At 54.2% G+C, this 18037-nt stretch carries 19 protein-coding genes; 10 read left to right on the top strand and 9 right to left on the bottom strand.

Going from position 1 to position 18037, the window contains the following annotated elements; all coding sequences use genetic code 11:
• Nucleotides 1-229: 229 nt before the first annotated feature.
• From pnp to mtr, 5 genes are all read left to right on the top strand, one after another.
• Nucleotides 230-2362: a polyribonucleotide nucleotidyltransferase gene (gene pnp, locus AC6EMZ_RS11910; RefSeq protein WP_498402703.1), complete on the top strand. Its 2133-nt coding sequence runs from the start codon at nucleotides 230-232 to the stop codon at nucleotides 2360-2362.
• 108 nt (nucleotides 2363-2470) lie between these two features.
• Nucleotides 2471-3355: a lipoprotein NlpI gene (nlpI, locus tag AC6EMZ_RS11905; protein WP_498402702.1), complete on the top strand. Its 885-nt coding sequence runs from the start codon at nucleotides 2471-2473 to the stop codon at nucleotides 3353-3355.
• A 104-nt stretch (nucleotides 3356-3459) separates the two neighbouring features.
• On the top strand, nucleotides 3460-3540 hold the full coding sequence (gene yrbN, locus AC6EMZ_RS11900; protein ID WP_097919743.1) for a protein YrbN: 81 nt from the start codon (nucleotides 3460-3462) through the stop codon (nucleotides 3538-3540).
• Nucleotides 3533-5485 carry a DEAD/DEAH family ATP-dependent RNA helicase gene (locus tag AC6EMZ_RS11895; RefSeq protein WP_498402701.1) on the top strand — a complete coding sequence of 651 codons (1953 nt, stop codon included), beginning with the start codon at nucleotides 3533-3535 and terminating at the stop codon, nucleotides 5483-5485. The genes yrbN and AC6EMZ_RS11895 overlap by 8 nt, the downstream gene beginning before the upstream one ends.
• A gap of 143 nt (nucleotides 5486-5628) precedes the next feature.
• Entirely contained in the window at nucleotides 5629-6873 is a 1245-nt protein-coding gene (gene mtr, locus AC6EMZ_RS11890) for a tryptophan permease (RefSeq protein ID WP_498402700.1), read from the top strand.
• 82 nt (nucleotides 6874-6955) lie between these two features.
• On the opposite strand, the gene AC6EMZ_RS11885 is transcribed toward mtr, so the two are convergent.
• From AC6EMZ_RS11885 to ubiU, 3 genes are all read right to left on the bottom strand, one after another.
• Nucleotides 6956-7963: a luciferase-like monooxygenase gene (locus AC6EMZ_RS11885; RefSeq protein ID WP_498402699.1), complete on the bottom strand. Its 1008-nt coding sequence runs from the start codon at nucleotides 7961-7963 to the stop codon at nucleotides 6956-6958.
• Between the two features lie 78 nt (nucleotides 7964-8041).
• Entirely contained in the window at nucleotides 8042-8920 is an 879-nt protein-coding gene (locus AC6EMZ_RS11880; RefSeq protein ID WP_498402698.1) for a U32 family peptidase, read from the bottom strand.
• Nucleotides 8921-8928: 8 nt separating this feature from the next.
• Entirely contained in the window at nucleotides 8929-9924 is a 996-nt protein-coding gene (gene ubiU / locus AC6EMZ_RS11875) for a ubiquinone anaerobic biosynthesis protein UbiU (protein ID WP_498402697.1), read from the bottom strand.
• Nucleotides 9925-10146: 222 nt separating this feature from the next.
• On the opposite strand from ubiU, the gene ubiT reads away from it, so the two are divergent.
• Together ubiT and AC6EMZ_RS11865 are read left to right on the top strand one after the other, a co-directional pair.
• Nucleotides 10147-10671 (top strand): ubiquinone anaerobic biosynthesis accessory factor UbiT, encoded by a 525-nt coding sequence (gene ubiT, locus AC6EMZ_RS11870; RefSeq protein WP_498402696.1) that lies wholly within the window; start codon nucleotides 10147-10149, stop codon nucleotides 10669-10671.
• Nucleotides 10665-11168: a GNAT family N-acetyltransferase gene (locus AC6EMZ_RS11865; protein WP_498402695.1), complete on the top strand. Its 504-nt coding sequence runs from the start codon at nucleotides 10665-10667 to the stop codon at nucleotides 11166-11168. The genes ubiT and AC6EMZ_RS11865 overlap by 7 nt, the downstream gene beginning before the upstream one ends.
• Here the strand turns inward: AC6EMZ_RS11865 and AC6EMZ_RS11860 are convergent.
• Nucleotides 11155-11496, bottom strand: a complete 342-nt coding sequence (locus tag AC6EMZ_RS11860) for a GIY-YIG nuclease family protein (protein ID WP_498402828.1) — start codon at nucleotides 11494-11496, stop codon at nucleotides 11155-11157. The two genes, AC6EMZ_RS11865 and AC6EMZ_RS11860, sit on opposite strands and share 14 nt — an antisense overlap.
• Nucleotides 11497-11510: 14 nt before the next feature.
• Between AC6EMZ_RS11860 and AC6EMZ_RS11855 the strand changes: the two genes are divergently transcribed.
• A complete protein-coding gene (locus AC6EMZ_RS11855) occupies nucleotides 11511-11939 on the top strand; it encodes a YhbP family protein (protein WP_498402694.1) in 429 nt (142 codons plus the stop codon).
• Here AC6EMZ_RS11855 and AC6EMZ_RS11850 read toward each other — a convergent pair.
• Nucleotides 11925-12443 (bottom strand): type 1 glutamine amidotransferase domain-containing protein, encoded by a 519-nt coding sequence (locus tag AC6EMZ_RS11850; protein ID WP_498402693.1) that lies wholly within the window; start codon nucleotides 12441-12443, stop codon nucleotides 11925-11927. The two genes, AC6EMZ_RS11855 and AC6EMZ_RS11850, sit on opposite strands and share 15 nt — an antisense overlap.
• Nucleotides 12444-12571: 128 nt before the next feature.
• Here AC6EMZ_RS11850 and AC6EMZ_RS11845 point away from each other — a divergent pair, with 128 nt between their 5' ends.
• Nucleotides 12572-13216, top strand: coding sequence for an NAD(P)H-binding protein (locus AC6EMZ_RS11845; RefSeq protein ID WP_498402692.1), 645 nt, complete (start codon nucleotides 12572-12574; stop codon nucleotides 13214-13216).
• Between the two features lie 40 nt (nucleotides 13217-13256).
• On the top strand, nucleotides 13257-14294 hold the full coding sequence (locus AC6EMZ_RS11840; protein ID WP_498402691.1) for a permease: 1038 nt from the start codon (nucleotides 13257-13259) through the stop codon (nucleotides 14292-14294).
• 35 nt (nucleotides 14295-14329) lie between these two features.
• Here the strand turns inward: AC6EMZ_RS11840 and dolP are convergent, their stop codons facing one another.
• The 4 genes from dolP to AC6EMZ_RS11820 are packed head-to-tail and all read right to left on the bottom strand — an operon-like array spanning nucleotide 14330 to nucleotide 18000.
• On the bottom strand, nucleotides 14330-14905 hold the full coding sequence (gene dolP / locus AC6EMZ_RS11835) for a division/outer membrane stress-associated lipid-binding lipoprotein (RefSeq protein ID WP_498402690.1): 576 nt from the start codon (nucleotides 14903-14905) through the stop codon (nucleotides 14330-14332).
• Between the two features lie 9 nt (nucleotides 14906-14914).
• A complete protein-coding gene (gene diaA, locus AC6EMZ_RS11830) occupies nucleotides 14915-15505 on the bottom strand; it encodes a DnaA initiator-associating protein DiaA (protein WP_498402689.1) in 591 nt (196 codons plus the stop codon).
• A gap of 21 nt (nucleotides 15506-15526) precedes the next feature.
• Complete coding sequence (locus AC6EMZ_RS11825) at nucleotides 15527-15922, bottom strand: YraN family protein (protein WP_498402688.1); 396 nt, start codon at nucleotides 15920-15922, stop codon at nucleotides 15527-15529.
• Complete coding sequence (locus tag AC6EMZ_RS11820) at nucleotides 15880-18000, bottom strand: penicillin-binding protein activator (protein WP_498402687.1); 2121 nt, start codon at nucleotides 17998-18000, stop codon at nucleotides 15880-15882. The genes AC6EMZ_RS11825 and AC6EMZ_RS11820 overlap by 43 nt, the downstream gene beginning before the upstream one ends.
• Between the last annotated feature and the right edge of the window lie 37 nt (nucleotides 18001-18037).

The following is an 18037-nucleotide window of genomic DNA, read 5'->3' as shown; positions in this document are numbered from 1 at the left end:
TCAGAAAAAGGGGCCTAATGGCCCCTTTTTTCAACCGCACGGCAGCAATTCACTGGAAACTATTGTATTGTTGCTATAAATGATCTTCATTGCAGAGGTTCGCGCGGCTAATGAGAGGCTTCACCCAAGGGGGTGTCGGTTGTCATTAGTCGCGAGGATGCGAAGAAGGTCGGGTTAAATCGACAGCACACCGTGGGTGTGCTGTCATTCATTAAGAAAGGACAGAATTTTGCTGAATCCGATCGTTCGTAAATTCCAGTATGGTCAGCATACCGTCACGCTGGAAACCGGCATGATGGCACGTCAGGCTACTGCTGCCGTAATGGTAAGCATGGATGACACTGCTGTATTCGTGACCGTTGTTGGCCAGAAAAAAACCAAACCGGGCCAGGACTTCTTCCCGCTGACCGTTAACTATCAGGAGCGTACTTACGCTGCTGGTAAAATCCCTGGTGGCTTCTTCCGTCGTGAAGGCCGTCCAAGCGAAGGCGAAACGCTGATTTCGCGCCTGATTGACCGTCCTGTTCGTCCGCTGTTCCCGGAAGGCTTCATTAACGAAGTTCAGGTGATTGCGACCGTTGTTTCCGTTAACCCACAGGTTAACCCAGACATCGTTGCGATGATCGGTGCATCCGCTGCACTGTCCCTGTCTGGTCTTCCATTCAACGGTCCTATCGGTTCTGCGCGTGTGGGTTATATCAATGACCAGTACGTACTGAACCCGACTCAGGATGAGCTGAAAGAAAGTAAGCTGGACCTGGTTGTTGCCGGTACCGAAGCTGCAGTATTGATGGTTGAATCCGAAGCAGAACTGCTGAGCGAAGACCAGATGCTGGGCGCAGTTGTATTTGGCCACGAGCAGCAGCAGATCGTTATCCAGAACATTAAAGATCTGGTTAAAGAAGCCGGTAAACCACGTTGGGACTGGCAGCCTGAAGTCGTAGACGAAGCGCTGAACGCGCGCGTTGCCGCACTGGCTGAAGCTCGTCTGAGCGATGCTTACCGCATCACTGACAAACAAGAACGTTACGCGCAGATCGATGTGATCAAATCTGAAACCATCGCTACGCTGGTTGCAGAAGATGACTCTCTGGACGCTAACGACCTGAGCGAAATCCTGCACGCCATTGAGAAAAATGCCGTACGTAGCCGTGTTCTGGCTGGCGAACCGCGTATCGATGGCCGTGAAAAAGACATGATTCGTGGTCTGGATGTGCGTACTGGCGTTCTGCCACGTACTCATGGCTCCGCACTGTTTACCCGTGGCGAAACTCAGGCGCTGGTTACCGCGACTCTGGGTACTGCACGTGACGCGCAGAACATCGACGAACTGATGGGCGATCGCACTGACAGCTTCCTGTTCCACTACAACTTCCCTCCGTACTCCGTAGGTGAAACCGGTATGGTTGGCTCGCCGAAGCGTCGTGAAATTGGTCACGGTCGTCTGGCGAAGCGTGGCGTACTGGCTGTTATGCCGGAAGCTGACAAATTCCCGTACACCGTTCGTGTGGTTTCTGAAATCACTGAATCTAACGGTTCTTCTTCTATGGCTTCCGTGTGTGGCGCATCTCTGGCGCTGATGGATGCAGGCGTGCCGATTAAAGCCGCCGTTGCGGGTATCGCAATGGGCCTGGTGAAAGAAGGCGACAACTTTGTTGTTCTGTCTGACATTCTGGGCGACGAAGATCACCTGGGCGATATGGACTTCAAAGTAGCGGGTTCCCGCGAAGGTATCTCTGCACTGCAGATGGATATCAAAATTGAAGGTATCACCAAAGAGATCATGCAGGTTGCACTGAACCAGGCTAAAGGTGCGCGTCTGCACATCCTGGGCGTGATGGAGCAGGCGATCAACGCGCCGCGTGGCGATATTTCTCAGTTCGCACCACGTATCCACACCATTAAGATCAGCCCAGACAAGATCAAAGACGTTATCGGTAAAGGCGGTTCTGTTATCCGTGCTCTGACCGAAGAAACGGGCACCACTATCGAAATCGAAGATGACGGTACTGTGAAGATTGCAGCAACCGACGGCGAGAAAGCGAAATTCGCTATTCGTCGTATCGAAGAGATCACCGCAGAAATCGAAGTGGGTCGTATCTATAGCGGTAAAGTGACCCGTATCGTTGACTTTGGCGCATTCGTTGCCATCGGTGGCGGTAAAGAAGGTCTGGTTCACATCTCTCAGATTGCTGACAAGCGTGTTGAGAAAGTGACCGATTACCTGCAGATGAATCAGGAAGTACCGGTTAAAGTTCTGGAAGTTGACCGCCAGGGCCGTATCCGTCTGAGCATCAAAGAAGCGACCGAGCAGTCTCCTGCCGCAGCGCCAGAAGCGCCAGCAGCAGAACAAGGCGAGTAAGGTTGCATTTGCCCTCCGCATTAGCGGAGGGTTTATTATCAGGCAGGACGCCTTGTTAGCAGCCGGGGGACAGGACGTTCATCCAACAGTTGTCTTCGGGAGTAGGAAATGAAGCCTTTTTTGCGCTGGTGTTTCGTTGCGACAGCTTTAACGCTGGCAGGATGCAGCAACTCTGCCTGGCGTAAGAGCGAAGTCCTCGCAGTGCCATTGCAACCGACTTTGCAGCAGGAAGTGATTCTGGCACGCATGGAACAAATACTTGCCAGTCGGGCTTTAACCGATGATGAACGCGCACAGCTTTTATATGAGCGCGGAGTGTTGTATGATAGTCTCGGTCTGAGGGCACTAGCGCGAAATGATTTTTCACAAGCGCTGGCAATCCGACCCGATATGCCTGAAGTATTCAATTACTTAGGTATATATTTAACGCAGGCAGGCAATTTTGATGCTGCCTATGAAGCGTTTGATTCTGTACTTGAGCTTGATCCAACTTACAACTACGCGCACTTAAATCGCGGTATCGCATTATATTACGGCGGTCGTGATAAGTTAGCGCAAGATGATCTGCTAGCGTTTTATCAAGACGATCCTAATGATCCTTTCCGTGTCCTGTGGCTTTATATCGTTGAGCAGAAGCTCGATGAGAAGCAGGCAAAAGAGGCGTTAAAGCAACGCTTCGAAAAATCGGACAAGGAGCAATGGGGATGGAACATTGTCGAGTTCTACCTGGGCAACATTAGCGAAGCAACGCTAATGGACCGACTCAAGGCGGACGCAACGGATAACACCTCGCTCGCTGAGCATCTCAGTGAAACCAACTTCTATTTAGGTAAGTACTACCTAAGTCTGGGGGATATGGACAGCGCTACGGCACTGTTCAAATTAGCGGTCGCTAACAACGTACACAACTTCGTTGAGCACCGTTATGCATTGTTGGAATTATCGCTCTTGGGCCAGGAGCAAGATGACCTGGCAGAATCGGACCAGCAATAGCTGACGTACACATCAGCCCTGAATCTTTTGATTGTCATCACCTTAACTGGTGAGGGCGTTGTTGTTCGTCAATACACCTACTTTGAGCCGGTTCACACTTTTCAATGAAAATTGCTAATCATTTTCACGATGAGTTATGTAGACTGGCCGCCATTAATATCGAGGCACTTGTACTACATGGCTGAATTCGAAACCACTTTTGCAGATCTGGGCCTGAAGGCTCCCATCCTTGAAGCCCTTACCGATCTGGGTTACGAAAAACCATCTCCGATTCAGGCTGAATGCATCCCGCATTTACTCTCTGGTCGTGACGTGCTGGGCATGGCCCAGACTGGTAGCGGAAAAACCGCAGCGTTCTCGCTGCCGCTGCTGAACAACATTGATGCTGACCTGCGCGCGCCGCAGATCCTCGTACTGGCTCCGACCCGTGAACTGGCTGTTCAGGTGGCGGAAGCTATGACTGAATTCTCAAAACACATGCGCGGCGTGAACGTGGTAGCCCTTTACGGCGGCCAGCGTTATGACGTGCAGTTACGCGCACTGCGCCAGGGTCCACAGGTTGTCGTCGGTACGCCGGGTCGTCTGTTGGATCACCTGAAGCGCGGTACGCTGGACCTCTCTAAACTGAGCGGTCTGGTTCTGGATGAAGCTGACGAAATGCTCCGCATGGGCTTCATCGAAGACGTAGAAACTATTATGGCGCAGATCCCAGAAGGTCATCAGACCGCTCTGTTCTCTGCAACTATGCCAGAAGCGATCCGTCGTATTACCCGTCGTTTCATGAAGGATCCGCAGGAAGTGCGTATCCAGTCTAGCGTCACGACTCGCCCGGACATCAGCCAGACTTTCTGGTCTGTAAACGGCATGCGTAAAAACGAAGCGCTGGTGCGTTTCCTTGAAGCTGAAGATTTTGATGCGGCGATTATCTTCGTTCGTACCAAAAACGCGACTCTGGAAGTGGCAGAAGCGCTGGAGCGTAGCGGTTATAACAGCGCCGCGCTGAACGGTGACATGAACCAGTCACTGCGTGAGCAGACTCTGGAACGCCTGAAAGATGGTCGTCTGGATATCCTGATTGCAACTGACGTTGCGGCACGTGGTCTGGACGTTGAACGTATCAGCCTGGTCGTTAACTACGACATCCCGATGGACTCTGAGTCTTACGTTCACCGTATTGGCCGTACCGGTCGTGCGGGTCGTGCAGGCCGTGCGCTGCTGTTCGTTGAGAACCGCGAACGTCGTCTGCTGCGTAACATTGAACGCACGATGAAGCTGACCATTCCAGAAGCAGACCTGCCGAACGCAGACCTGCTGGGCAAACGCCGTCTGGAGAAGTTCGCCGCGAAAGTACAGCAGCAGCTGGAAAGCAGCGATCTGGATAAGTATCGTGAACTGCTTGCGCAGATCAAGCCGACCGCAGAAGGCGAAGAGCTGGACATCGAAACGCTGGCAGCTGCTCTGCTGAAGATGGCTCAGGGCGAACGTGCTCTGATCGTGCCACCTGATGCACCGATGCGTCCTAAGCGCGAATTCCGTGAGCGTGATGAGCGTTTTGAGCGTCGCGATCGTAATGACCGTGGCGATCGTAACGATCGTGGCCCACGTCCTGAGCGTGCAGCAGGTGCAGCAGGCGCTGCGGGTGAAGAACGTCCACGTCGTGAACGTCGTGAAGCTGGCGATATGGAACTGTATCGTATCGAAGTTGGCCGTGATGATGGTGTTGAAGTTCGTCACATCGTTGGCGCTATCGCTAACGAAGGCGACATCAGCAGCCGTTACATCGGTAACATCAAGCTGTTCGGGACTCACTCTACTATTGAGCTGCCGAAAGGCATGCCGGGCGAAGTACTGCAGCACTTTACTCGTACCCGTATCCTGAACAAGCCGATGAACATGCAGCTGATGGGCGATGCCCAGCCGCGTCCTGATCGTGGTCCTCGTCGTGAGGGCGATCGCCCTGCTGGCGAACGTCGTACCTTCGGCGGCGGCGAGCGTCGTGAAGGCGGTCGTGGTCCTCGTCGTGACGGTGCAGCACCGGCTGCCGGTGCAGGTCGCTTCAGCGGTGAACGTCGTGAAAACCGTGGCCCACGTCGCGAAGAAGGCACTCCTACTCGTCGTCGTGACGCGTAAGCCTTACGTTTCTGACGTAAAGTAAAATATACAGCCCCGATATTTATTATCGGGGCTTTTTTTATTCCTTTTGTACTCTTGTACTGGTACAGTGCGACGCATTAAGATTCGGTAGCAAAATTATTCACTGGAGAATTGGCTGTATGGCGACACTAACGACCACACAAACGTCACCTTCGCTGCTTGGCGGCGTGGTGATTATCGGCGGCACGATTATCGGTGCAGGGATGTTCTCCTTGCCGGTGGTGATGTCAGGTGCGTGGTTCTTCTGGTCGCTGGCGGCTTTGGTATTCACCTGGTTCTGCATGCTGCATTCCGGACTGATGATTCTTGAAGCTAACCTCAACTATCGAATTGGTTCAAGCTTTGACACCATTACCAAAGATCTGCTCGGTAAAGGCTGGAACCTGATAAACGGCCTTTCCATCGCGTTTGTGCTTTATATCCTGACCTACGCGTACATCTCCGCGAGTGGCTCTATCCTGCATCACACCTTTGCTGAAATGTCGCTGAACGTCCCGGCACGTCTGGCGGGTTTCACCTTCGCGCTGGCGGTGGCATTTATCGTCTGGCTCAGCACTAAAGCGGTGAGCCGTATGACGGCGATCGTCTTAGGCGCAAAGGTCATTACCTTCTTCCTGACCTTCGGCAGCCTGTTAGGGCACGTTACGCCAGCGACGTTATTCAACGTGGCAGAGAGCAACGCCTCTTACTCGCCGTATCTGTTGATGACGCTGCCGTTTTGTCTGGCTTCGTTTGGCTACCACGGTAATGTGCCGAGCCTGATGAAATACTATGGCAAAGACCCGCGCACCATCATTCGCTGCCTGGTTTACGGTACGCTATTGGCGCTGGGGCTTTATGTGATTTGGCTGCTAGGAACGATGGGCAACATCCCACGCCCGGAATTTATCGGCATAGCGCAGAAGGGCGGTAATATTGATGTGCTGGTACAGACGCTGAGCGGCGTGCTGAACAGCCGCAGTCTGGATTTGCTGTTGGTTGTGTTCTCGAACTTTGCCGTCGCAAGTTCTTTCCTGGGCGTGACGCTCGGTCTGTTCGACTATCTTGCGGATCTGTGTGGGTTCGATGATTCTGCGATGGGGCGTCTGAAAACCGCGCTGCTGACCTTCCTGCCACCGATTGTTGGTGGCCTGCTGTGGCCGAACGGTTTCCTCTATGCCATTGGATACGCGGGTTTGGCGGCGACGATATGGGCAGCGATTGTCCCGGCTCTGCTGGCACGCAAATCACGTAAACGCTTCGGTAGCCCGAAATTCCGCGTTTGGGGCGGCAAACCGATGATTGCGCTGATTCTGGTGTTCGGCGTGGGTAACGCCCTGGTCCATATTCTGTCGAGCTTTGACCTGTTGCCTGTCTACCAGTAAATATAATGCCCGGTGGCGTTACGCTTACCGGGCCTACGATGTTGTGTAGGCCAGATAAGGCGCAGCCGCCATCCGGCAAAAATTACCCCACCAACTCCTCTTTCACCTGCATCGCCAGATCAAACGAATGCAAACGTGCCTGATTATCGAAGATCTGGCCGTTAACCATGATTTCATCCGCCTGCGTCTCACGTAGCACGGCTTCCAGCCCGTGACGTACTTTTGCCTTATCGCCCACCAAAGACATGCTCAGCGCCTGCTGTACGCCGTACTGTTCAGAGGCTGACCACAGCTGGTGCATGTTCTCAACTGGCGGCGGAAGCTGCCCGGTTTCGCCGCGACGTAGTTTGGCGAAGGCCTGCTGCATGGAGGTAAACAGGAATTCCGCATCGCGATTACTGTCGGCGGCAACGATGTTAATACACACCATCGCGTACGGTTTTTCCAGACGTTGAGAAGGTTTAAAGTTCGTGCGATACAAATGCAGCGCCTGATGCAGCATATCCGGCGCGAAGTGCGAGGCAAACGCAAACGGCAGGCCAAGCTGCGCCGCCAGTTGCGCACTGTAAAGGCTCGAACCTAACAGCCATACCGGCACCTCTTCACCATAGCCCGGAACCGGGCGTACATGTGGGTTCGGGTCGCGCGCATCGAACCAGTCCACCAGCTCGGCCACATCGCGTGGGAAGTTATCAACATCGCCGCTCATGTGCCGACGTAGCGCCCGCATGGTGGGTTGATCGCTGCCTGGCGCACGTCCCAGCCCCAGGTCGATACGGCCAGGATAGAGCGTGTTCAGGGTGCCAAACTGTTCGGCAATCACCAGCGGAGAGTGGTTGGGCAGCATCACACCACCGGAGCCAAGATGCAGCGTGGAAGTATTGGCAGCCAGATAACCAATCAGCACCGAGGTCGCTGCGCTGGCGATGCCAACCATGTTGTGATGTTCCGCCAGCCAGTAGCGGTGATAGCCGCGCTTTTCAGCAAGACGGGCGAGGTCTAACGAATGCGAGAAGGCTTCTTTTGCAGAAGATCCCTCAGGGATCGGCGCCAGATCCAGCACCGAAAAAGGAATGGTTTTATCAGTCATAACGGCTCACTTTGTCGACGGTTATCTTTTAATAGTGCATTAAAATTTAATAACCGTTGTTAACAAAGTGAGCTATTTTTACGCCAGCAACTCTAACCCGGCCACGCGTTTCCAGTAACCATTGCAGTCGCTGTTTGCCTTAAGCGCAAGCGGCGTTGCGCCATTCTCATTGGCGCGGAAGGCATCCAGCATCGCGAAAACTTCGTTATCCAGCGGGGACAAACGCACCATATCGACCAGCCCCTGCATCGAGGTCAATTCGTTGCCAAGGTTATAAACATAGCCGCTCATGGTTTGAATGCCGTTTAGCACGAACACCTGCTGGTTTTCCTGCGACAGCATGCTGCGCCCGTTCGGGTACTTGATGCAGCAGGTTTCGCATTCGTCTTTCGGCTTGTCTTCTGAGCGCGCGGTAAAGCAGCGAGCAGAGTAGGCCAGCGGCAGATGCCCATAGCTCAGCACCTCCACTTCAAACTGATGACGAATGCCCAGGTCGTCACACTGGTTAAGCAGATTTGCCAGCCAGTCACGAGAAAGTTCAACCGGCATACACCAGCGCGTCATGCCTTGCTTGAGCAGCAGGCGTAGCGTGACGGCGTTGTAGCAATTCAGCGCATGCCCGGCGACAAACGGCAGCTTGCGTTCGGCGCACATGTTCACCACGCCCAGGTCGCTCGCTTCCAGCAGAAAATCACCGTTTTCAATATAGCGCTTCAGCTCGCCCAATTCCGACGACGCCTGCACCAGCGCGAGCGTTGAGAGCACCACCTGCTTGCCACTGCCCGCGAGGCTTTTGGCCATATCCAGCCAGTCGCCCACTTTTGTTGCCCGGCGCTTACTGCATACCGATTCACCGAGGTAAATCACATCGGCGCTGCTGGTGGCTGCCTGCTGGTAAAAATCTTCCAGCGTCTCTTTTGACCAGTAATAAAGCACTGGCCCTAATGAATATTTCATTGATTATCTCACTGCCATTTACGGTGATACGCACCAAGCGTGGTTTGCGTGCCTTCTGACATCGCCCCCAGCGTCTCCATCCAGGCCGGTTGAGGCGCATAGTGCTGCGGGTCCGCCATACAGCGGTCGATTGCCTGACGCCACACCTTCGCGACCTGGCTGACATAGGCTGGGCTACGCTGACGCCCTTCAATTTTCACCGAGGCAATATTGGCCGCCAGCAGTTCCGGCAGCAGCTCCAGGGTGTTTAAGCTGGTCGGCTCTTCCAGCGCGTGATAGCGCTCGCCGTCCACCAGATAGCGCCCTTTGCACAGCGTGGGATAGCCCGCGTTTTCACCGTCCTGATAACGGTCGATGAGTACGTCGTTCAGACGCGACTCCAGCCCTTGTGGCGTCTGCTGCCAGCGAACAAAGCGGGCAGGGGAACATGCGCCCACCGTATTGGGTGACTCGCCAGTTAAATAAGACGAAAGATAGCAACGGCCTTCTGCCATGATGCACAGGCTTCCGAAAGCAAAAACTTCCAGCGGTACTGGCGAGACGCGTGCGAGTTGCTTAACCTGATGAATAGATAGCACGCGTGGTAAAACCACACGCGCGACGTCAAAGTGACGGTGATAGAAACGCACGGCCTCTTCGTTGGTAGCAGAAGCCTGAACAGAGACATGGCGCTCAATGTGCGGATAGCGTTCTGCGGCATACTCAAGCATAGCGAGATCGGCGAGAATCAACGCATCGGCACCGAGTTGTGCGGCCATATCGACCGCGCGTTGCCAGCGGGCATAGCCATCAGGGTGTGCAAAGGTATTGATGGCAATATGTAGCTTGCGGCGGTGCTGGTGGACAAAATTCACCGCTTCCTGGAGTTTTTTCTCCGTGAAGTTAAGGCCAGCAAAGTGGCGGGCATTGGTATCATCTTTCAGTCCGATGTAAACCGCATCGGCACCGTTTTCGATGGCCGCCTTAAGCGCCGGTAGATTTCCGGCTGGGCAGAGCAGCTCCATAATTTATCCTGACGTTCGCCGCCCCTTAGGGCGCCAATTTTTGTTAACGAACGGGGATTTTAGTTAACCTCTCTGCGACAATTTTTGATTTGAGGCAGCTAATGGCGTATTGATGACACCAATAATGAAAGATACCGGTCGACGGTTTGTTGATTTACGCCGCTACGGCAGCCGCTGGTTATGGCAAAATGTCAGGATTATCGATATCAGGGAGTAAAGCTCGTGCTGGATAAACTGCGTTCACGTCTCGTACAATTTGGCCCATCTATGATGAGCGTGCCGGTAAAACTGACACCGTTCGCGCTTAAACGTCAGGTACTGGAGCAAGTCCTGAGCTGGCAATTCCAACAGGCGCTAGAAGAAGGCGAGCTGGAATTCCTTGAGGGACGTTGGCTGAGTATCGAAGTGCGAGATATTGGGCTGCGCTGGTTCACCTCCGTTGAGAAGGGTCGTTTGGTCGTCAGTCAAACGGCTGAGGCAGACGTCAGCTTTAGCGCGGATGCCAGCGATCTACTGATGATCGCCGCCCGTAAACAGGATCCAGATACTCTCTTTTTCCAGCGCCGCCTGGTGATTGAAGGAGATACTGAGCTGGGCCTGTACGTCAAAAATTTAATGGATGCCATTGAGCTGGATCAGATGCCAAAGCCGCTGCGCGTGGTGCTGATGCAAATGGCCGGTTTTGTTGAGGCTGGGCTGAAAACCCCGCCAGAAAGTCATCACAATTCTGTAGGTGAGCCATGCTGATTCGAGTTGAAATTGGGATTGATGCTCCGGGTATCGATGCCTTGTTACGTCGCTCCTTCCCTGAAAGTGGCGAAGCCCAACTGGTCCACGATCTTCGTGAAGATGGCCTGATCACGTTAGGCCTTGTGGCAACCGATGATGAAGGTCAGGTTGTCGGTTACGTAGCCTTTAGTCCGGTGCTCGTCCAGGGTGAAGACATGCAGTGGGTGGGAATGGCCCCGCTTGCCGTTGATGAAAATCATCGTGGTCAGGGCCTTGCGCGCCAATTGATCTATGAGGGGCTGGATTCACTGAATGAGTTTAGCTATGCGGCAGTGGCAGTGTTAGGCGATCCTGCATTTTATGGTCGCTTTGGCTTTGAACCTGCCGCCCATTACGATCTGCGCTGCCGTTGGCCAGGGACTGAATCCGCCTTCCAGGTGCATCGCCTGGCGGATGATGCGCTAAACGGCGTTAGCGGTTTGGTTGAGTATCACGACCACTTCAATCGTCTTTAATCGGCGAGGTTTGCAGGCTCTCACGTAGAGCCTCAAACGACCCGTCGCCCGTCACGAGGCGCTCTTTCTGACGCTTCGTGAGCTGCTTTATCCGGTATTCCATCTTCAATGCGAGTGAGCGCTCACCTACGGGTGCCGAAAAGGCCAGTGTGAGTTCACCTTTTCCCCGCAGGGCCTTTGCCCCTTTTCCCGTTTGATGTTCAACAAAACGCCGTGCGACGTCGGTTGTGATTCCGGTATAAAGCGCGTTATGAGTCGTTCGGACAAGATAGACAAACCAGCACACGGTAATTGAATTCGCTATGTTAAGGTAACCGCACCTTAGCATGGGAGAGAATAAAAATGGAAACACTGGCCGCCATCAACCGCTGGCTGGCGAAACAGCACGTCGTCACCTGGTGTGTTCACCGCGACGGTGACATGTGGTGTGCCAATGCTTTTTATTACTATGACTCCGAACGCGTTGCGTTTTACGTGATGAGTGAAGATAGAACCCGACATGCGCAGATGTCTGGACCCCAGGCGAAGGTCGCCGGAACGGTCAACGGCCAACCTAAAACCGTTGCGCTGATTCGCGGGGTGCAATTCAAAGGTGAAATCAGGCGTCTTGAAGGAGAGGAAAGCGACGCGCAGCGTAAACGCTACACTCGCCGCTTTCCGGTCGCCGTTGCGCTGTCAGCGCCAGTTTGGGAGATTCGTCTCGACGAACTCAAATTCACCGACAACACGCTGGGCTTTGGTAAAAAGCTTCACTGGCTACGCGCCGAGTAGACGCAACGCCTCGCGGTTAAACGCCGGGAGATCGTCTGGCGTACGGCTGGTGACCAGCTGATCTTTATCGATCACCACTTCCTGATCGTAAAAATCGGCCCCTGCATTTTTTAGATCAATAACGATCGGTTTCACCGCGGTCAGTTTGCGGCCACGCACGACATCGGCGCTGATCAGCAACTGCGGTCCGTGGCAGATGGCGAAGACGGGTTTACCGCTTTCCACAAATTCTCGCGTAAACGTGACAAATCGCTCGTCACCGCGCAGCGTATCAGGTGAATGGCCGCCTGGTAGCAGAAGGGCGTCGAAATCTGCAGGCTGAACGTCATCGATGGATTTGTCGATAGTCACGCTGGCCTCGCCTTTATGCCCCTTCACTGTCTTCCCGGCCTGTTTATCAATAGTCACCACCTGATGTCCCGCCTGACGGAACGCCTGTGCAGGAGAGGTGAACTCTGAATCTTCAAACTCGTCGGTGATCAAGACTGCTATTTTCTTGCTCATGCTTCCTCCGTTGTTATGGCTTCAGACAGATTTTTCTCCACTTATGGTAAATACTTATCTGTAACAGACTACTAAGTGTGGTCGAGCAGCCGGGAATCGCATACGGACTAATCTGCAAAGGAGAAAAGATGAGCCAGGTATTACTCACAGGTGCCACCGGTTTGGTTGGCGATCGTTTGTTGCGAATGCTGATTCAGGAGCCGCAGGTCACTTACATTGCGGCTCCGACCCGCCGCCCGCTGGTGGATATCACCGGGGTGTATAATCCGCACGACCCGCAGCTTAGCGACGCGCTCGCGTTGGTTACCCATCCCATCGATATCGCATTTTGCTGTTTAGGCACCACGCGGCGCGAAGCCGGAAGCAAAGAAGCCTTTATCCACGCGGACTATACGCTGGTGGTGGACACGGCGCTCACGGCAAAAAAACGGGGGGCCAAACACTTTTTGGTTGTCAGTTCGATGGGGGCGAATGCCAGTTCTCCGTTCTTTTACAACAAAGTGAAGGGGAAAATGGAAGATGCGCTGATTGCTCAGAATTGGGAACGGCTGACTATCGTCCGCCCCTCGATGCTGTTGGGCGATCGTGAAAAGCATCGCTTCAACGAATCGCTGTTTGCGCCGCTGTTCAAACTCTTTCCTGGAAACTGGAAATCTATCGAAGCGCGCGATGTGGCGAGTGCAATGTTACGAGAAGCACTGACGCCCTCGCAGGAAGGTGTCAACATTATCCCCTCGGCAAAACTACGTGAAATTGCAAAAGGCGAGGCGTAAACTCCCCGAGCTTATTTAATTACACTCCCCGGGGAATGTTATGACTGGTCAGTCTTCATCTCAGGCGGCGACGCCTTTTCAGTGGTGGAAGCCCGCACTCTTTTTTCTGGTTGTCATCATCGGTCTTTGGTATGTGAAATGGCAGCCGTATTACGGTAAAGCCTTTACCGCCGCCGAAACGCACAGCATTGGTAAATCTATTCTCGCCCAGGCAAATTCCAGCCCGTTGCAGGCCGCATGGGATTACGCGATGGTCTATTTTCTGGCCGTGTGGAAAGCCGCCGTGCTGGGCGTTTTGCTGGGTTCGCTGATTCAGGTGTTGATTCCACGCAACTGGCTGATGCGCACGTTGGGACAGCCGCGTTTTCAGGGAACATTACTGGGCACGATTTTCTCTCTGCCGGGCATGATGTGCTCTTGCTGCGCGGCACCGGTTACAGCGGGAATGCGACGCCAGCGGGTGTCGATGGGTGGCGCGCTGGCATTCTGGATGGGCAATCCGGTGCTTAATCCTGCTACGCTGGTGTTTATGGGGTTTGTGCTCGGCTGGTATTTTGCGCTTATCCGATTTGTCGCTGGGCTGCTCACCGTCTTGGTGGTTGCTTCACTGGTACAGTATCTGGTGAAGGACAACGATGCACAGCCTGCGCCTGTGGATGTACTCGTGCCAGAATCACAGGACGGTTTCTTTGCTCGCTGGGGGACAGCGCTGTGGCAGCTATTCTGGAGCACTATCCCTGTTTATATCCTCGCGGTTCTGGTCCTGGGCGCGGCTCGCGTTTGGCTTTTCCCGCACGCGGATGGAGCAATTGATAACACGCTGCTGTGGGTGGTCGCGATGGCGGTGGCTGGCTGCTTGTTTGTTATCCCAACCGCGGCTGAAATTCCGATTGTGCAAACCATGATGCTCGCAGGCATGGGTACTGCGCCAGCGCTGGCTCTGCTGATCACGCTGCCTGCCGTCAGCTTACCGTCGCTGATTATGCTGCGTAAGTCATTCCCGGCGAAAGCGCTATGGCTGACCGGTGGGCTGGTGGCGTTGAGTGGGGTGATTACGGGAAGTATTGCGTTACTGTAAGACAAAAAAATGCCCGGCTTCTGCCGGGCAATTCTTTATTTGATAAAGGTAAATGCGGTGGTGACGCGCTTCACGCCGCCCACGCGGCTGGCGATATCCGCTGCCGCTTTCCCTTCACGTTCGGTGACCAGACCAAGCAGGAAGACTTCGCCGTTCTCTGTCGTCACTTTAACGTTCGAGGATTTCACCTGATCGCTACCTAACAGCTGCGAGCGGACTTTAGTGGTTATCCAGGTATCCGATGAGGCATCGCCCAGACCGATAGGCTGGCCCTGACGCACTTCGTTAAAGACTTCCGTGGTGCCTTCTACGCCCATTGCGATTTGCTTAGCACGAGCGGCTAGCTCAAGATTTGGCGTCTGACCTGCCAGCAGCACTTTGCCCTGGTACGCAGTCACGTTAATACGCGCTTCTTTCTTAATCTGTTCGTCTTTCGATAGCGCACTGTTGACGCGCAGTTCCAGCGTACCGTCGTCCACCTGAGTGCCTACGGAGCGCGGATCGGTCGCCGCTTTGGTGCCTACAGCCGCTGTACCCACAACGGCCGCAGCAATACATCCCTGAAGCAGCAGCGCAGAAATAAGGACTGCGAGGGTCGATAATGCCTTCATTAGTACTCCTTAATCATCCTGGTGAGGGAAAAGCGTGTTATCAATCAGATCGCAAAGGCAGTTCACCGTCAGCATGTGCATTTCCTGAATGCGCGCGCTGCGATGTGAAGGAATGCGAATTTCCACATCCTGCGGACCTAAAAGCCCGGCCAGCTCGCCGCCGTCATAACCCGTCAGAGCAACAATAGTCATATCGCGTGTAACGGCAGCTTCGACGGCTTTGACGATGTCGCGGCTGTTCCCCCGAGTGGAAATCGCCAGCAGTACATCCCCGGCGTGCCCCAAGGCTCGCACCTGTTTTGCGTATACTTCGTCATGCAGACGATCGTTGGCGATCGCCGTTAAGACCACATTATCGGTATTTAGTGCAATGGCGGGTAAACTGGGACGTTCTGTTTCAAAACGATTAATCATGCTGGCAGCAAAATGCTGTGCGTTGGCGGCCGATGTGCCGTTGCCACAACAGAGGATTTTGTTGCCGTTAAGCAGAGACTGCACCAGCGTCAACGATGCACGAGAAATCGCATCCGGGAGGGCTTCTGCCGCTGCAATCTGGGTTTGAATGCTTTCTGTGAAGCAAGCTTTAATTCTTTCGAGCACGATATCCCTTTGAAATCTTATTTATGCGTCTTCGCCAAAAGCGTTTTTAAACCACTCGATGTCGTTTCCGGTGAAGGCTACCACATCGAACCGGCAATCCACAGTATCAAAGCTCCCATTATGGCGGGCAAGCCACAAGTGGGCTGTTTGTAATAATTTTTGTTGTTTGGCGAGCGTCACGCTGGCGGCAGCACCACCAAAGCGGGACGACTGTCGGAAACGAACCTCGATAAACACGATGATCTGGTCTTCTTTCATGATCAGATCAATCTCGCCGCCACGTCCACGGATGTTGGCGGCGATAAAGCGCAGTCCTTTGCCTTCAAGCCAGCGACGCGCTTTTAACTCCCACGCATCGCCGGTTTGTTTACGGCTTAACTTGCCGGGACGATCTGCCCCTGCTGATATTTGAGCCATGATAACTTCCTGTTAATCACACAATTCTGAGTCGCAGTCAAATCGCCGGTATTGCCGTTCAGTTCAAAACCCGGCACCTGGCGCATCTGGGTAAAGTGGTTTGCCAGCGCCCATGCATCGACGCCCATGGCGTACAAACGTGCCAGAGAGTAGTCGTTACGTACGCTGCTCAGCGCTTGCTGCATCAGTGCCGGATTGCTGCCAGCAAGCATTGGGATTTCGCTGTACTGTAAACCGTCCATTTCGAGACGGAAATCTGGACCCGCCGTTCCCTGCGCACTGCGTGAGCTGGCATACAATGTTACGCCGCTTTGGCTTCCGTTACGCATGGCAATCATTGGCTTAATGAAGGCGATTTCTTCCGGCGTGGCGATGATATAGGCCGCATCCGGTTTACCCCCACCGCTGATTTGCGCATCCGTTGGTGGCGCTGGAATGGTCAAACCGCCAATAGTCACCGCCTGCTGCTGGGGCAGACTGGCTGAAACCGGGCTGCCGGTCAGTGCGATACCCGCACCACCGTTAACGCCTGCGCGCAGCTCAGAGGTAGAACCAAATTTCTGTTGCAGCACCACACCGCCGCCCAGCTGTTGCCACTCTTGCGCGAATGCGGTCGCGACACGATCGCCTAGCGCGCTACGCGGTGTCAGCAGCAGCGGAGCTTGTTTCCCTTGCTCATGGATATGACGGGCCGCATCGCGGGCTTCGTCTTCCGGAGAGAGAGCGAAGTAACAGATATTCGCGCGATTCTGAACCTGCTCCGGCTGGTTAAGCGCCAGCACGTTCAAAGAGGTGTTGCTCTTCATCAGTTCTTCGACATTGTTTTTCAACAATGGACCCACCACGATGCTGGCGCCATCCTGTTGAACCTGCGCCAGAACCTGATCGAGCGGCTGAGCGCTGGTATCGTAAATTTTCAGTTCTGCTGAAGGGTTGGCCGTGGTCGCGGCGACTGCCTGAGGCTGTGCGGCAGGTTGCTGCTCTGGTGTTGCCGGTTGCGGTTGTGTGGTTGTCGCCTCAGTCGCTGGGGCAGGTTGCGCCTCGACCGGTGTCGGCGTTGCTTCTGGCTGGGTGGTCGGTGCCTGGACAGGATTCTGCATCGTGCCCTGTGGCGCAGTCAGATCGCTGGTCTCTGCCGCTGATGGACTAACGACATCTCCGGCGTTGGCCGCCTGTGCGGACTGCTGTGGTACGGCATTGCCTGCGACGGCGGTGGCCGTCCCATTCTTCGCTGCTTCAAATCCTTGCTGAATGGTGCGACCAAATACAGCGGCCTGGCCGTTCAATGGCAGCAGCAGCGCGATTTTGCTGACGGATGCGGGTTTGAAGTTTTGCACGTTAACCAGCTGCGTTGGCAGCATTTTCGCGCCTGGGTTTTGCGGGTAACGAGTCTGCCAGTCAGTAATGCCTGCTTTAAGCATTTTAGGATCGCTGCGGTTGTTGAACCACATCTGCTGCAAATCCAGCCAGCCTTGCAACACGTTCTCATCGGCATTGATCACCAGCGCCTGAGCTTGTTCAGGCGTCATAGCGGAAAGGGCTTGCCAGGTCGCGTCGATATTTTTCTGCTTATCCGCACCGCTTAACAGAGGTTCCTGGGCAATCAAGGCGCGCAACAGTTGCAGAGAAGGGCGGCCCTGTTCGGCGGTAATACCAGCCTGCCAGAAGCGCGCCTGCTGGTTGTTGTCCAGCGCTTTGATATCGATATCGCCCAACTGTTTTTTCGCCGCCGCGTAATCTTTCTGCGCCACTTTCAGCTCAGCTGCCAGCAAAGCCTGTTCGCTGCGCTGTGTGTCGGTCAGTTCCTGCGGCAACTGATTGAACAGTTCTGACGCCTGCTGCGTTTTGCCTTCTTTCAGCAGTGAACGAATGGCGAGTAATTGCCAGTTGGTCTTGGTATCATTTGAGCTCTGCGACATTTGTTGCAGATAAAAGCCGGAATCAGCTTGTGCCGAGCCTTGCATATGGGCAGCACTCTGATCGGGTGCCTGAGTGCCACAGCCTGCAAAAATCAGGGCTGCCAGCAGGACAGGCAAGCTGCGCGAAGCTTTTGTTCGAAGAAACGTTAACGGTACCATACAGTATCCAGTGATATTTTTTAGGCAATGCTCAATA

The sequence above is a fragment of the Enterobacter sp. SCRI0065 genome (assembly GCF_059766475.1).
Note: the sequence above shows the minus strand (reverse complement) of the source record. Positions and strands in the feature narration are given on the sequence as shown.